Here is a 14,728-nt window from a genome sequence, read left to right as displayed (position 1 = left end):
CCACTAAACCTTCTCGGCCAATGAATCACTCTCTCATCCTGTACAATCAACATACGAATAGACCAGCGGTTTAGGAAGTCCTCGTGCGTATTCGTAAATTATACAAGATAACGAGCGATAAGATAGGCAAAACAGGACGATAATGCAAATTTTATTCATCTTTTTTCAACTTTATTCGACATTATTTCACATTATGTATGACGAATATACCTATCCTAATAGAGCCACTTCATGTTATGTAAAAGCCTAACCACAGCAAAAATATCCCCGTCCCCGCCCTCACCGTTCTTGCATAAATCAGCGCTTGGTAGTTACATTAATAGGTACTCTTTACAGTTGTTACAGTACGGGGCTAAGTTATGATTTGGTCAGATTTGGCCCGGCATCTGTCAATTTGTCCAACTTTCCCTGTTGGCGGGTTGCGCTCGCCTTTATGAAGATCAGTTACCTTCTGCTGTGATAAAGCTTAGCTTATTACGGTGTAAGTAAGTCTACCGTCCAGTTTTTCTCCTGAATTTTAAAATCCAACTCCCGATAAGACTTAGACAGCTCATCAATCTGCTTCTGAATCTGGGCGACATCCACCGTTCTCTGGAAACGAACCTCAGAGCGGCTGTACCGATCCTGAGTGATCGATGCTTGCTCAAGCAAATCGCTAAAAAGCTTCCGCAGCTGAAGCATTTTATCCCGTTCGGCTAGGGCATCAGCAATACTCCACTTCTCATTGAAGGCCACAGATGAATTCGTTCGATTAATTGCTCGAATCAAAATCGTCTGCTCGTTAACAGCTATTTCCAGCTCACGCAAAAGAGCCTCCGGCTGTTCTGCCGGTTCTTCCCCTTCCTGCACCTTAACGACCCGATCGAGCCGCTGCTTTAGCTGCGCGATTTTACGAGTAAGATCACTTCGGTTCACTAATGCTTCCGCAAGTTTCATATTTGAGTTCCCCCTAAGATTTTCTGATAGCTGGCGATATCCAGTCTTCGACCAAATTTACAGCCAATCTCCTTGAAGTAGGCGCATTGTTCATATCCATTCTTTGAGAAAAGCTGGCGACTGCGTTCATTCTCTGCGCAAACGGTAGCTACTAACACATGGAAATCCAGTTCGGCAGCTCTCTCTTCAATAAAGCGTAAGGCATGCTGTCCTATTCTTTTACCCACACAAGCCGGTTTCAAATACACACTAATCTCCCCAGAGCTATCATAAGCCGGCTTACTCTTATGTCTAGCAATCAGAACATAGCCCTGAATAACATTATCCCAGGATAATATAACGTATGATTTGAACCGCGGATCATCATTCATCACTGATTGCCGCATTTCGTCCAAACTTAAAGGCTCGGTATGAAAAGAAACCGTAGTGTTCAGCACGTAATAGTTATAAATATCGAGTACATCCGACAGATGCTCTTCGCGAATTTCAGTGAATAACAAACTTTCTCCCATTACTTTGTTCAACACAGCTAATCCTCCCAAATGGATGTTTCCAAATGATCGACGAACTTGCGTAATTTACCGGCTAGCTTGCGGTTAATGGTTCCATCCTGGTACATTTGCTGGACCTTATCCCGTTGCTCCTGAATAGCTTTCAGTTTCAATTCCAGCTTTTGATCATCAACAAGACCATCTTTAGTCCAGCCTTGTCCCTGCTGGAGGCGTGAGATCAGCTTCTCGTAACTGTCTGCGACCTTCTCAGCTGCTTTACGGTTGTTCTCATTCTTACTTGCATTAATAGCAGCAATCGCTGCATGGGACATAGAGATCTTAGCTTTTCTGGCACACTCAGCCTGTTGCAGCATCAGTTGACTAGCTTCCCCTTCATTCTGGCCAGAGAACATCCCCGCAAACAGCCGTCTAATCTCTGTAATGGAGATTCTGATCTGAGAGTTTAGACTTCTGGCTAGAAAGACTTCACTATGATCCAAGAATTCTTCCATCTTCAGCGCCACTGAGGCAGGAATCTCATTGTTGGCCAGCAATTGGCTCAGCTCTTTGCGTTCGGCATGCAGACCCACAATCCTTGCTTCAACCCCAAGTCGGCGGAAGTTCTCCAATGCGGGGTCATTCGCCTGATCTTCGCGGTTAAGACTATAAACTTTTTCTTTAAACTCACTCAAAGCTGGCAATGCAGATTCCTTGCTCTCTTCTGTCATCATACTTTGAAGCAAGGTTATCCCGGCGGCAACAACCTTAGATTTGGCCGCCTGCTCAACCTCAGTATCACCCGGTTCAGCAACCGGCTCTTCTTTACCTGCGAGAATTGGTAAAAAGATACTAGCGATCAGCAGTGACATCAGAATCACACCCGCAGCGATAAAGATAATTAGATCACGTTCAGGAAAAGGTGAGCCATCCCCTAACACAAAAGGAATCGAGAAGGCACCGGCTAAAGTAACCGCGCCTCGCACTCCTGAAATTGTCAGGATTAGCATAGACTTAATAGACGACTTTTCCATTTTTTGCAGGCCGGCGCCAGCCAGGGAGAACACATACACCCATATAAAACGCAGCACAAAAAGCAGCAACGTTATCGCTAATACATAACCAATCACCATAAGATTGTCCACAGCTGTATCCCGGTAGATCACTTCAATAACATCTGGAATCGACAACCCGAGAATAAGGAAGACCAAGCCATTCAAGATGTAGAGCAGCACAGACCATGTGCTGGCGGACACCAGCTGTAGCTTATACTGTGGCGAAACTGCACGGTCCTTCTCGACAGCATGAATTATGCCTGCTGCAACCACAGCTAAAATACCGGATACCCCTATTTCTTCACTAATCAGATACACAATGAAAGGAGTCAGGATTTGCAGCAGCACATGCACTGTGATGTCCTCCATCCCCAGTCTGCGAATAAATACGCTGAACCGAATCAGGAGGAACGCGAGTATTGCTCCGACAATTAGTCCACCTAGAGCAATAATCACAAAGCTAATGGAGGCTTTCGGCAAAGAAAATATGCCTGTAACAGCTGCTGCAATAGCAAAGTTAAACGCAACAAGACCAGAGGCATCATTCATCAATGATTCACCCTCTAGAATACGATGAATACTCTTGGGAAGATGTACTCTCCCAGCGATTGCGCTTACCGCCACAGCATCTGTCGGCGATAAGATCGCTGCCAGCGCAAAAGCAGCTGCGAGTGGAATGGTGGGGATCATCCAGTTAATGGAATATCCAGCGATAAGCACTGTAGCAAATACCAAGCCTAGTGCCAGCATTAAGATTGGAGCACGCAGGTTCCATAACTCATTTCTTGGTGTTCGCTTTCCGTCATTGAACAAAAGCGGCGCAATAAATAACACGAAAAACAACTCTGGCTCCAGTGACATATGTATTCCCAAAGGCAATAGTACGACCACTACACCCAAGCCAATTTGTATTAAGGGTATCGGCACGAAGGGAATGAATCGGTTTATGATGTTGGATATTGCGATAAGCCCAAGTAGGACGAGTACAACTAGAAATGTCTCCAAACCACATCAACTCCCTTTTTTTTATTTGATTATTATATCGCAAAGCTTTAGGCAAGGGCAAAATCTAGCAAAAGATTCTCAATAATAAAATCCCCTACAAATTCCACAAAAATTCCATCAGATATATATTGACATAAATATTTATTTGTGTTATAATAAAATATTTACCCATTGTGTTCGTTTCTAGTTTTGAGTAATATATGCATTAGCCTCACGGCGTCGCTCTTATTATCAATCACGGAGGGATATTATGTACATTGCTCAAGGAATAGAAATGCTCGAGATTACAGCGCAGGTTATGGGTGGAAAAGACACGATTTACCCCACGCTACTCTGGGATGGACATGCCGCCGTACTCGTCGATACCGGATTCCCGGGTCTGCTCTCTAATTTCAAAGAGGCTCTAAAAGAAGCGGATGTGCCTTGGCAGAAGCTCCGCACCCTTATTATCACGCATCAGGATTTAGACCATATCGGTTGCCTCCCTGCCCTATTGGCTGATGAAGATCTAGAGCTTACTGTTCTGGCTCATGAAATTGAGCAGCCCTATATTCAAGGAGAGCGAATGCTCCTTAAGCACACTCCCGAAGCATTAGCGGCGGCAGCGGCTATGATCCCAGCTCATGTACCTGAGGAGTGGCGGCGTGCCTTCCTCTCTGTATTAGCCCATCCTCCTAAAGGAAAAGTGGATCAAACGCTTGTGGATGGAGAAAAGTTACCTTTTGCCGGTGGAATTACGGTGATCCATACCCCAGGCCATAGCCCAGGGCATCTCAGTCTTTACCATCATGATAGCCGTACACTTATTGCTGCCGATGCCTTGACCGTTCAGAATGGCGAGCTACAGGGTCCCACTCCTTCCGCCACACCTGACATGGAGCTGGCTTTGTCCTCTCTGACCAAGTTCTCTGAGTATGAGATCGATACGGTCATTTGTTATCACGGCGGACGCTACCGCGGAGATGCAAACAGACGTATTGCTGAACTAGCAGAAGGAAAAGGAAAGCTGTAATTGTACAAAAGAAGACAGAGCCTGAAATCCGGCTCTGTCTTCTTTTTTCATATATGATCGCTATTCTTAATTATCACTTAAGACTCTGAACCCACCGTAAACCGTTCACGAATATGCTGCGGCTGTTCGATTTCATCAACAATAGCAACGGCATAGTCTTCGTAGCTGACATAACTCTCGCCTTTGGAGTTCACCAGAAGATTATCCTTACCTTTTACATAAGAGCCCGTTCTTGTGCCAATGGCAAAATTAGCAGATGGACTAACAAAGGTCCAAGAGAGTGAATCTGTTCCTTGTAGTATCTCCAAATTCTTAGCTTGATTCGTCGCTGTTGGCTTAATGAAGTCAGGAAAGTCATTCGTATCCGCTACTTTAAGCGTTTTGGCTTCATCTACATAAAGACTTCCTGCACCGCCAACTACAATCAATCTTGTATCGGGCGAAGCCTTCAAAGCTTCAATAAGCACATTCCCGGCATCCACATGCAGATGTTCTTGTCCAAACGGCGCACCAAAAGCATTCACAACCACGTCGAACCCCTGCAAATCTTCAGTGGTAAGCGCAAATACATCCTTTTCGATGACATTCGCTTTCCTATTTGTTACTTTAGATGCATCCCGTACAATCGCTGTAACTTCATGACCTCTATCCAACGCTTCCTGCGTAATTCGACTTCCAGCTTTTCCACTTGCTCCAACAACTGCGATTTTCATATGATTGTCCTCCTGAGTTTACGATGTTTTCGCTTTAGTATTTATATCAAGAAGCTCCTGAACGATGGTTCTATCGATATCGAGATCAAATTTTCTCCCCCAAAAGCATTCCGTGCCCCGTTGAGTGATCCGATCATAGTCTTCTATCGTTAGTGTTCTAGGATAATCCGGTCCTGTTTCCCAATCTGTATACCGCTTAATTTCATTCAGTACATGCATCTTATAAACGCTATTCAAAATTATCGTATGGAAAAAGATTTCATCTCCACATAAAGTGTTCCTAAAAAATCTGACGTATTCCGGAGAGCTTTTTGTAAAATCCAAGATGTATTCCATACATTCACCTGTAATTGACATCCAGTTCGAGCCTTTATATAAACCTTTCGGCAAAGCGCCTAATTTTCTTTGCAGAAACGGAACGCTCATAATTAGTTTAATGTACCTCATTCTGATCGCTGTCATACGCCGGGTCCTTGAGATGAGGAACCTAGGATAATAAACTGAGACCCGCTCGTAACATCCCCAAGTTTCCGCTGCATTAGGCAGCTGCAAATACTTCACAAATTCCTTACCCTCATTCATCTTAAAGAAATCTAGAATCACTTCATTTGAAGCTAGAGGCAGATCCTGACCGCTTAAGATGTGAATATAATTGAAATCCCCATGTTCTTTGATCAGCGAAAAGCACTTCAAAATACATTCAATTTGACTGTAATGCCCCCACTGTACATCAATAGGCTTTTCCACAAAATGAATATCGTTACGATGAATAATATCAGCCTCAATATTACTTTTCTGATCGACATGCAGGAAAAACTCTACGGACTCGTTAGTTAAACTATCGATTAGCATATTGATCTGCTCCGGATTTTTATGACAGAGAATTATATACGCCATTTTGAATGCTTCCAACAAACTTCACCCTTCCGCCCACCTATTTCCAATATTATAAAATAAATGGACGAAAATGGATATAGATTTATCTTTCTAAAACAAGTCTGATTCCAATGTTCCATGGATCTTGGAATGTAGGATTTCCATTCTCTTCTGTAACTGCGTAACCAGCCTGCCGAACTCGCTCCACCACAGCGTTACGTTCCTCTTCATTCGCAAGAATTAATGTGAAATAATCAATCCCTACAGTATCAGCTGGAGCCGCAGGTGCACCCTGTCCGGCCCAAACATTCAGCCCGATATGGTGATGATAGCCACCAGCAGAGATAAACATAGCAGCACTTCCATAATTGGCTGTTAGTTCAAAACCAAGCAAATCGACGTAGAAGGCTTTCGCCTTATTTAAATTCCCCACATGAAAGTGTACATGCCCAATCACTGTTCCTGCTGGCAGCCCGTTCCATGATAAACCTTCAGAAGCAGCCAGTAGTCCATCTACATCCACTGGATCAGTGGACATCATTACATGCCCTTCCGCATCATATTTCCATTCACTCTTAGGTCGATCTCGATAAATTTCAATCCCATTATTATCTGGATCCTGAATATACAGTGCTTCACTGACCAGATGATCGCCCTGCCCCACCTCAATCCCCGAAGAGATCAAATTACGCACAACCAATCCAAGGCTAGGACGATCTGGAACAAGGATAGCAAAATGATACAACCCAGCCACAGAATTAGGACGGATCACCCGCGCATTTTCAATCTCCCGCAAAATCAATAACACATTCTGACCGTCAGCGGTCATTTCAACTTTGCGGCCAGTCTGCCGTAAAACGCTTAATCCCACAACATTCTGATAAAAGGTGAGCGAACGCTCCAAATTACTTACTCTAATCTGCACCAGACCGATCTGAGTGTCTGGTTGAAGTATTGTTTTAGTCTTCATTATAAATTCCTCCTAATCGCGCTGTAACTGTTATAGTTACAAATTAACTATCTTTAGTATAGTTACCTTCTATATGTTTGTCAATTACCTATAAAAAAATCATGTCGACTGGTTCACAGCCAAACATGATTCACAAGAACATATAAGAAGTAATTCAAAAAAAGGTTTCCGGGTATTTCAACTCTCCCTTAATCCTCTGCAGTACGCCTTCCTTCAGCTCACAGACCATAAAGACTCTCTCCGGTACCTCAAACTGCTTCAACTCGAGCCCATGTGGCCCTGCGGGTTGAAATCCGAATCTTGGGTAATATTCGGGATGCCCGATCAAAAAAACAAGCTCATATCCAAGCGTTCTACATCTTTCTAACCCTTCTTGGATCAGCGCCTTGCCGATTCCTTGCTTCTGAACGTTCGGCAGAACAGCTAATGGGGCTAACGCAATCACATCAGATAACTTCTCCCCATCTTGAACTACAGCCTTACTTAACAGTAGATGTCCTACAATCTCATTATCCTTTTCCGCTACAATCGAGAGCTCCGGGATAAACCCCTGCGAATTTCTAATGTTTTCGACCAACCGCGCTTCATCTTCCCGATCACCAAAAGCCTTAACATTCACTTGAAATACTCCATTATAGTCTGCCACAGTTTCTGTTCTAATTCTCATTTTTGTTGCTCCATTCCAGAAAATATTCGGATACACTGGATTCCAGAAGGCCGATCAAATCTTCATCCATATACTTATAGTCATCAGCTATGTTCAGGCAAATTATTTTTTTGCCAATTACACAACCTCTAAATTTATCTTGAATTCTTCGAACATGTTTCTTCTCCATCACAAAAATCACATCCGCCCAACCCAAATGCCCTTCAGAAATTTTGATTCTGGCATGATCTTCAGTCCCTGCAGATCTCACTTCATGACCATCAATTCCTTGAAAGATCTTCTCCGCAGTTAGACTCCGCCAGCGATTCTGGCTGCAGACAAACAGTAGTTTAATAAGTGCACCTTCCTTATCCGATTGTTAAAAAGATATTTATTGTCTCGCCTGCTTCGTGTATTCAATCAACCAACAATCTCTTAGCTCTCCTTCATGTTGCTCGTGCTGTTCAAGGTATTTCTTCTTCACAAAGCCAATCTTCTCATATACTCTAAGGGCTCTCTTATTCCAGGCTTGCGGGTCCATGACAATTTTGTCCGCTTGTTTTATTTCGATAAGATACTTAACCGTTTCTTTAATGAGCCGTGAACCAATTCCTTGATTCCATAAAACAGGCTCGCCAATGAACTGGTCCATCCCAAAGATTTGACCTTTGAATCCCACGTAGCCGTACACTTCTAATTCTTCATCATCTATAAGATAGAACTGGAGATAACCTATATCCCGCTCCTTGTATTGCACTATACACCGCGTGACTTCTGCTTGCTCGTCGTAAAAATGCTCCCTCACCAGCTCCAAATCATGCGGGCGATCACGGCCTTCATAGAACTCCAGTACAACGGGATCTGAGAGCCATTTTACAAGTAATGCGGCATCGTTTAACTCAAGTGTTCTCAGTCTGATCTCTTGCTTTTCAAAAATAATCATAACGCGCCATACAGTTCATAAAGAGGTCTGTAGCTTGGATGTTCTTCTATTTCCGTTACGACAACACCTTGCTCGGAGTCAATCACACGGTAGGCTTTAGCTACTTCTCTGGTCGACATCACTTTATATTCATTATCTTTATAGATGATTGCACAATTGTTATCCACCGCGATTCCCGGCAGACCTCCACCTTTAACCATGCGTGTAAAATCTTCAACCCGAATATCCTCATTATAATGCGGACAATGAATGCCCGGCAGAATCCCCATGGCTGCAAGCTTGATATACTGCCATTCACCCTGGTCGTCGAACGCTTCAGAGTCACTATGCCCATATTCAAACCAACAGATGGAACCTGCGCTAAGCCCGGCCAATACGGTTCCAGAGGAATAAGCTTCTTTCAAAAGCGTATCTACCCCTGTATTTTTCCAAATCTCCAGCATCTTTCGGGTATTGCCTCCACCAACATAAATCAAATCAGCAGCTGTAATTAAATCTGTAATCTCATCCTGAGTGTAGGTTTGGCTCACAAGCAATAAGTGACTTGTTTCACATCCGAGAATATCGCCATATACTTTGCTAAAAGTATCACAATACCCCGGCGCATCACTACTGGCTGTTGGAATAAATAACGCCTTCGGCTTAGCCTTTTGAGTTAGCTGCACAACTTCACGATCAATTTCCAGCGTTTCAAGCTCGATTAACTCTCCCCCGCCAATAACTACGATAGTGCCCATGTTTTCCCCTTCTTTCACTAGGATTACATCCTATTGCTTACTCTTGGCTTACCGATGCTTGCAAAATATTCCTCTGCCAAAATGCTGTAAATCTCCAGATCCACCAGCCCTTTACCTGACCATACATGCGCCTGCCTTAACGTGCCTTCTTTCGTAAAGCCATTTTTCAAAAGCACCCGCTTCGATCGTTCATTAAAGGGCATAACCTCAGCTTGAATTCGATTGACTTCTGCAGTCTCAAATAAATATTTCACCACTAACTGAATGGCCTGAGCTGCAATCCCTTTGCCCCAATAAGGTTCCGCCAAAAAGTAACCGATCGTCACCATATCCACCTTTTGATTAAAATCCATAACTTCGATGATACCTAGCAGTATGTAAGGGTTATTTTTGAGGAAAATCCCCCATTTCACTCTCACCCCTTTGGTAAAATCACGTTCGAAATGACCGATCATATTCTTGACTGTATCTTTATTATGTTTCGGAATAATCCCACAGTACTCAAACACTTGATCATTGCTATATATCCCAAATACCTCATTAAGGTTGCTGACTTCAATCTTTTTCAGTAATAATTGCTCGGATTCCAAAGTAGGGAATTGCTCAAATACGTGACTAAGCTTCAATTTGTTCCCTCCATTACTTTTTGATGGCTTGGATTAAGGTTGCAGTTTGATTTTTTGTTTCCTTTATTATCCTTTCCTTTATTATCCCCGGACACTTCCCCTGTACTGCGCGGTTCTAAGCTCACGAATATAAGGCTCAGCAGCTGGCATATCTGCCTCAACGGCCTGTTGAACGGCTAACTCGATGTCATAAGGCACTCTTACAAATTGCAGATTTAAAGGAGCTGCTGACCCTCCCATGTATTCTCCCTCCATAATCACATAAGATGCCTGGGTTAAATCAAGCGGATTCCCCACACTGCCTACATTAAATAAAGTCTTGCCTTCTAAATGTTGAATAAAAGCATTATGAATATCCCCGTAACCTACGATATCCGCTTGTCGTTTCTCCTGGCAGAGATCAGAATAATCAAACAAAGATAATCGCTTTTCATAATCATCCCATGGTTGAACACGTTCATACAGGCTTCGTGGCGAAGCATGAAATAATCGCACAAATTTACCACTTATCATAAACTCAACCGAAAACGGCAACGTGCTTAAATAATCAAGACGTTCTTGACCTAATAACCCGCGGCACCACCGAGCCATCTCAAAATCAACATCCTGATTCATTAAATCATCCCAGTTCCCCATAACACTGATTTCACAATTCTTTTTTATGATATCAACGGCTAGATCTGAGTTCGGTCCTTTTCCAACAATATCGCCTAAACAAAAGACTCTGCTGATTCCCCGCTGCTGGATGTCATCTAAAACGGCCGTAAGGGCCGGTATATTTCCATGAATGTCTGAGATTATTGCAATTTGCTCCACTGTAGAACCTCCGTATATATTGATCTTTAAAAAAGTTACTTATCCTAATTCTAATTGTACTGCATCAGCGACTGTGGCTCATTTATAGGGCTTTTTTGCTTCTCATTTTGCTACTTTGGATGATTTCAGCCAAATCTGAGGCATTTATACCGTACATTTCACCATTTCAGCTACTTCAGCCCATTTCTAAGGCATTTATACCGTACATTCCACCATTCCAGCCACTTCCGCACATTTCAACGGCATTTATACCGTACATTTCACCATTCCAGCCACTTCAGCCCATTTCAACGGCATTTATACCGTACATTTCACCATTTCATCCACTTCAGCCCATTCAACGGCATTTATACCGTACATTTCATCATTCCAGCTACTTCAGCCCATTTCAAAGGCATTTATACCGTACATTTCACCATTCCAGTTACTTCAGCCCATTTCTACGGCATTTATACCGTACATTCCACCATTCCAGCTACTTCAGCCCATTTCAACGGCATTTATACCGTACATTTCACGAGTCCAGCCACTTCCGCACATTTCAACGGCATTTATACCGTACATTTCACCATTTCAGCTATCTTGTTCTAGTCCCACTTAATCTTTTGTAAACTTTATGGATTGTAAAATATCCTCTATCCTCTTCATGTCTTCTTTATGTACTTCATCCACACTGTAAGGGAACTGCACCATAAATGACATTTCCGGTTCCTCAATAACGTAATAGATAGCTTTCCCTTTACTCCCTTCCTCTTCGAATACTTCAGTTTCGTACTTTATGGACTCTAACTCGCCTAAACTAGCTTTACTTTTTGTCAGCTCCGCCCCGTTGTTGTAATTCGTTTGGGCATCCCCGAGCCATTTGTTGACAAGCTCCATATCCTTAGGCTTAAATCCAAAGAGCATTACTCCTGGACCTTTAAGTCCCTCAGCAGGTTTATAATCAGTCGTAGAGACTATCAACCATAATGGCGCTCCATACTTCTCAGTTACAACCCAATGATCCGGATAGTTAAAGGTGATTCCAAAATTCGCATCCTCGTATTTAGTGGTATCCCTTGATTCATTACATCCGGTAATCATTACCATAATTAGTAGTATAGGCAGTAATTTCTTTAACATTCTTTAGCTCTCCCTCAATGTATGTATGTATATTATCTTTAATCCGGCTTCTAAATACAGATTCTATATTCCCTCTTACTTCCCTTCTTTGTCCATAAACCTAATTAAGCAAAAAAAGACCAGAATCACGTTTTCACATGTTCTGGCCTTCCTTCTAAGCTATGATATGGAGTAATCATAATTCAGGCATTTCATTCACAATCTGCTCCAATGTAACCTCCTGGAGAACATTCTCCATTGCTTTTTGGGCGAGTGAGAACACAGGTACAATTGCACTGGCTATATTCTTACCAACAGGACAATCGGGATTAGGATGCTCATGGACAGAAAACAACGAGTCCTCTTCCACCGCATTAACTGCCTTATAAATCTCCAGCAGCGTAATCTCGGATGCGCTACGTGTAAGCGAAGCGCCTGCGACTCCGGGGCGGGCATTTACTAGTCCTGCTTTTTGCAGCATACTCGTAAGCCGACGGATAACTACAGGGTTTGTGTTTACGCTACCAGCTATCCACTCCGAAGTGCTTTTGCCTTCTTTATTGCTGTCAATCAACGTTAATATATGAATGGCTACCGCAAATCGGGTGCTAATATTCATAGAAATCTCTCCTTCTGCCTTGCTGCAAAACATCATTCAGATGCAACTATAATAGTTACATTTCATGCGTTTGTCAAACTTTTGAGGATATGAACAACTTAAAATCTATCAATATTCTCCATATAGATTAGGATGGTATATTTTCATGAAAAAAGATCGCTGGGCAATATTTTTAATAATAACAGTTGTCTTTGAATTTATTAATATAACTTACAGTTTAATATTCGAACAATCCATAGAATGGTTTTCTTTGATTATATTAATTCTCTTTGTTTCTTTAATTGTTAAGTCTAATATAAGTAAAAACAAAAAAATGATTAAATACAACTGCCAAATGGCACTCGTATCCTAAGTATCTTTTCCTATGTGATCGAATTCCTTTAGAATCTCAGCCACCTGGGCAGCATATTTTTTACTCAGACGCGATTTGCCAAGATTACTCTTCACAATCTTAATGATTCGGGCATCTCGGCTCTTTGCAAATCTCTCCAGCATAACAAAGCCTTCTTCAGGCTCATTCGCCACAAATACACTCAAGCTGTATTCAAGTCCCTTAGATAATACACGAAAATGCTCAGCGTCCTCATGTTGCGCTCCCCCACCATCTATACTCTCCATGATTCGGGCAGCCAACTGAAGACAATATAGCGTATTTTCTTTCTTTTTTAAAAGAGGAGGATGCGCTAATGCCGCTACAAAAGCCCGTTGTTCAAGCCTGTTCGCACCTTTCTCCCACATGTCGATCAGCTGTCTAAGTAGGGTGAAATCATCCTCCCCTATACTTTGCAGCGCCATAGCAGATGCTTCACGTACCCTCCATCGCGAGTCATTCATAGCTGTCTTAATGATGTTTTGAATCACTACTTGCTGCTCTTCTCCACCGTAACTGTAATAAGCACCGAACGCCCTAATCGCACAAAACGGCAGAAACTCACGGGGATCATTCACCCCAGCTTCAGCTTCAGTAATATTAGTCCAAGAGACGAGCAGCTCCCAGCCTGTATCTGTTAGATTAGGATGCGCGAATTGTTTGGCGAAATGGTCTGAGAGCTCCAAATTCACTCGTGGTCCTGGGAGTTTACTCTCCTGCATCATCAAATCATTAAGCTGTACCCACAGCTCCTTATCGTTTACCCATTGCTGAAACGGCACTTCAATCATCTTTTGCTCAGCCATCTCTGGTCCCTCCGATAGTTATCTTCAGATTCGAACGATTCCTTGCATCGCGTATGCGAGTTTCCTGTTCCATCAATATTTGATCAAATCTCCAGCATTAATCACTCATGGACATTTTACATCACATCAATGGCTTATGCATATAACCGATGAGGGAATATTAACACCTTGGCAGAAAACTTCAAATCTAGATAAAGCGAAAACGTGCAAGACAAAAAGCAACTTATCTGTAGATAAGCCGCTTCTCTGTAACAAGTTCAATATCACCTAGGCTTAGATCGTTAAAAAGCATCCAATAGTTGCATGCAATCCTGGTGAAATTGGCATTGGTTTACCACTGAAACCTCCCCGGGAAATAAGGGGTTTTGCGCACATACGGCTAATTTATATTTCTCATCAATATGATACTGCTTAAAGTGATACAATCCGATTGCGTCATGGTTCTCCAATTGAATTCCGTTGTTTAAACGAAACGAAAACGAGTTCAATGGAAGAGATAATCCCTTCCCTATCGCTTTGATATAGCTTTCTTTAAGTGTCCAAAGGTCAAAGAACAGACTCATCCGGCCCATCTCTTCACATTCCGTCAATTGGACATATTCATCTTGCGAAAAAAAACGCTTAGCAATATTAAGATCGGCTTGCTGAATCTGCTCAATGTCAATACCGATCGGCAATTCATCCAATGCGCAAACCACCCATTCTCCTGAATGCGAAATGTTAAACTCTACAGTACCCCCCCTTTTTTTTAGGGAGGGTTTTCCGTAGACATTTGTAACAAACTCGATATCGCGGTTGTTCACTTTTAACCGTTTATTTAAGCTTACACGAACCAGCAATTCAGCAATAAGAGAATGCTGCAACGCTTCCACTCTTTTAAAGCGTTTAAGCCGCTCTCTCTTTTGTTGGGGGATGCGCCACATTAATGTTTCTAACGCAGGTTCAGATATTAGCTCAGCCACCTTCACCCCGAAAATCTCCATCGCTCATCGCTACTCCTTCAGCTCAT

At 42.6% G+C, this 14,728-nt stretch carries 16 protein-coding genes and 1 pseudogene; 1 reads left to right on the top strand and 16 read right to left on the bottom strand.

Annotated features, from left to right (window positions below):
- Positions 1-474: 474 nt before the first annotated feature.
- From NSQ66_RS11770 to NSQ66_RS11760, 3 genes are read right to left on the bottom strand one after another with little or no spacing between them, the layout of a single operon-like run.
- Positions 475-936, bottom strand: coding sequence for a DIP1984 family protein (locus NSQ66_RS11770; RefSeq protein WP_038570144.1), 462 nt, complete (start codon positions 934-936; stop codon positions 475-477).
- Complete coding sequence (locus NSQ66_RS11765) at positions 933-1,463, bottom strand: GNAT family N-acetyltransferase (protein ID WP_244886468.1); 531 nt, start codon at positions 1,461-1,463, stop codon at positions 933-935. Before NSQ66_RS11765 ends, NSQ66_RS11770 begins: the two co-directional genes overlap by 4 nt.
- Before the next feature lie 2 nt (positions 1,464-1,465).
- Complete coding sequence (locus tag NSQ66_RS11760; RefSeq protein ID WP_036685967.1) at positions 1,466-3,484, bottom strand: Na+/H+ antiporter; 2,019 nt, start codon at positions 3,482-3,484, stop codon at positions 1,466-1,468.
- 250 nt (positions 3,485-3,734) lie between these two features.
- Between NSQ66_RS11760 and NSQ66_RS11755 the strand changes: the two genes are divergently transcribed.
- On the top strand, positions 3,735-4,496 hold the full coding sequence (locus NSQ66_RS11755) for an MBL fold metallo-hydrolase (RefSeq protein WP_339279695.1): 762 nt from the start codon (positions 3,735-3,737) through the stop codon (positions 4,494-4,496).
- Between the two features lie 77 nt (positions 4,497-4,573).
- Here the strand turns inward: NSQ66_RS11755 and NSQ66_RS11750 are convergent, their stop codons facing one another.
- From NSQ66_RS11750 to NSQ66_RS11690, 13 genes and pseudogenes are all read right to left on the bottom strand, one after another.
- Entirely contained in the window at positions 4,574-5,209 is a 636-nt protein-coding gene (locus tag NSQ66_RS11750) for an NAD(P)-dependent oxidoreductase (RefSeq protein WP_036685963.1), read from the bottom strand.
- An 18-nt stretch (positions 5,210-5,227) separates the two neighbouring features.
- Positions 5,228-6,106: a beta-1,6-N-acetylglucosaminyltransferase gene (locus NSQ66_RS11745; protein ID WP_036686534.1), complete on the bottom strand. Its 879-nt coding sequence runs from the start codon at positions 6,104-6,106 to the stop codon at positions 5,228-5,230.
- A gap of 82 nt (positions 6,107-6,188) precedes the next feature.
- Positions 6,189-7,055 (bottom strand): VOC family protein, encoded by an 867-nt coding sequence (locus NSQ66_RS11740; RefSeq protein ID WP_339279694.1) that lies wholly within the window; start codon positions 7,053-7,055, stop codon positions 6,189-6,191.
- Positions 7,056-7,209: 154 nt separating this feature from the next.
- Entirely contained in the window at positions 7,210-7,722 is a 513-nt protein-coding gene (locus NSQ66_RS11735) for an N-acetyltransferase (protein ID WP_036685959.1), read from the bottom strand.
- Positions 7,712-8,056: a protein tyrosine phosphatase gene (locus NSQ66_RS11730; RefSeq protein ID WP_076100670.1), complete on the bottom strand. Its 345-nt coding sequence runs from the start codon at positions 8,054-8,056 to the stop codon at positions 7,712-7,714. Before NSQ66_RS11730 ends, NSQ66_RS11735 begins: the two co-directional genes overlap by 11 nt.
- 36 nt (positions 8,057-8,092) lie before the next feature.
- Positions 8,093-8,644 carry a GNAT family N-acetyltransferase gene (locus tag NSQ66_RS11725; RefSeq protein ID WP_036685956.1) on the bottom strand — a complete coding sequence of 184 codons (552 nt, stop codon included), beginning with the start codon at positions 8,642-8,644 and terminating at the stop codon, positions 8,093-8,095.
- Complete coding sequence (locus tag NSQ66_RS11720; RefSeq protein ID WP_052096968.1) at positions 8,641-9,381, bottom strand: peptidase E; 741 nt, start codon at positions 9,379-9,381, stop codon at positions 8,641-8,643. Before NSQ66_RS11720 ends, NSQ66_RS11725 begins: the two co-directional genes overlap by 4 nt.
- Positions 9,382-9,404: 23 nt before the next feature.
- The gene (locus tag NSQ66_RS11715; RefSeq protein WP_051491425.1) at positions 9,405-10,007 is read right to left on the bottom strand and encodes a GNAT family protein; all 603 of its coding nucleotides are present in this window, start codon (positions 10,005-10,007) and stop codon (positions 9,405-9,407) included.
- A gap of 81 nt (positions 10,008-10,088) precedes the next feature.
- Positions 10,089-10,823, bottom strand: a complete 735-nt coding sequence (locus NSQ66_RS11710; protein ID WP_076100673.1) for a metallophosphoesterase family protein — start codon at positions 10,821-10,823, stop codon at positions 10,089-10,091.
- 597 nt (positions 10,824-11,420) lie between these two features.
- Positions 11,421-11,945: a hypothetical protein gene (locus tag NSQ66_RS11705; protein WP_036685952.1), complete on the bottom strand. Its 525-nt coding sequence runs from the start codon at positions 11,943-11,945 to the stop codon at positions 11,421-11,423.
- Between the two features lie 175 nt (positions 11,946-12,120).
- Positions 12,121-12,543 carry an Rrf2 family transcriptional regulator gene (locus tag NSQ66_RS11700; RefSeq protein ID WP_036685950.1) on the bottom strand — a complete coding sequence of 141 codons (423 nt, stop codon included), beginning with the start codon at positions 12,541-12,543 and terminating at the stop codon, positions 12,121-12,123.
- A gap of 348 nt (positions 12,544-12,891) precedes the next feature.
- Positions 12,892-13,719, bottom strand: a complete 828-nt coding sequence (locus tag NSQ66_RS11695; RefSeq protein ID WP_051491424.1) for a hypothetical protein — start codon at positions 13,717-13,719, stop codon at positions 12,892-12,894.
- A 377-nt stretch (positions 13,720-14,096) separates the two neighbouring features.
- A pseudogene (locus tag NSQ66_RS11690) lies at positions 14,097-14,702 on the bottom strand (4'-phosphopantetheinyl transferase superfamily protein); the annotation flags it as partial.
- Between the last annotated feature and the right edge of the window lie 26 nt (positions 14,703-14,728).

Origin of the sequence: Paenibacillus sp. FSL H3-0329, assembly GCF_037963285.1 — a bacterium.
GTDB classification, from domain to species: Bacteria; Bacillota; Bacilli; order Paenibacillales; family Paenibacillaceae; genus Paenibacillus_AQ; species Paenibacillus_AQ odorifer.
The sequence above is the reverse complement of the archived record's forward strand: the minus strand, read 5'-3'. Positions and strand labels throughout refer to the sequence as shown.

Coding starts and splice junctions, on each gene's coding strand:
- NSQ66_RS11725 (WP_036685956.1), bottom strand. CDS start 8,644: ATGATTATTTTTGAAAAGCAAGAGATCAGACTGAGAACACTTGAGTTA.
- NSQ66_RS11755 (WP_339279695.1), top strand. CDS start 3,735: ATGTACATTGCTCAAGGAATAGAAATGCTCGAGATTACAGCGCAGGTT.
- NSQ66_RS11700 (WP_036685950.1), bottom strand. CDS start 12,543: ATGAATATTAGCACCCGATTTGCGGTAGCCATTCATATATTAACGTTG.
- NSQ66_RS11740 (WP_339279694.1), bottom strand. CDS start 7,055: ATGAAGACTAAAACAATACTTCAACCAGACACTCAGATCGGTCTGGTG.
- NSQ66_RS11770 (WP_038570144.1), bottom strand. CDS start 936: ATGAAACTTGCGGAAGCATTAGTGAACCGAAGTGATCTTACTCGTAAA.
- NSQ66_RS11745 (WP_036686534.1), bottom strand. CDS start 6,106: ATGGCGTATATAATTCTCTGTCATAAAAATCCGGAGCAGATCAATATG.
- NSQ66_RS11720 (WP_052096968.1), bottom strand. CDS start 9,381: ATGGGCACTATCGTAGTTATTGGCGGGGGAGAGTTAATCGAGCTTGAA.
- NSQ66_RS11695 (WP_051491424.1), bottom strand. CDS start 13,719: ATGGCTGAGCAAAAGATGATTGAAGTGCCGTTTCAGCAATGGGTAAAC.
- NSQ66_RS11750 (WP_036685963.1), bottom strand. CDS start 5,209: ATGAAAATCGCAGTTGTTGGAGCAAGTGGAAAAGCTGGAAGTCGAATT.
- NSQ66_RS11735 (WP_036685959.1), bottom strand. CDS start 7,722: ATGAGAATTAGAACAGAAACTGTGGCAGACTATAATGGAGTATTTCAA.
- NSQ66_RS11705 (WP_036685952.1), bottom strand. CDS start 11,945: ATGTTAAAGAAATTACTGCCTATACTACTAATTATGGTAATGATTACC.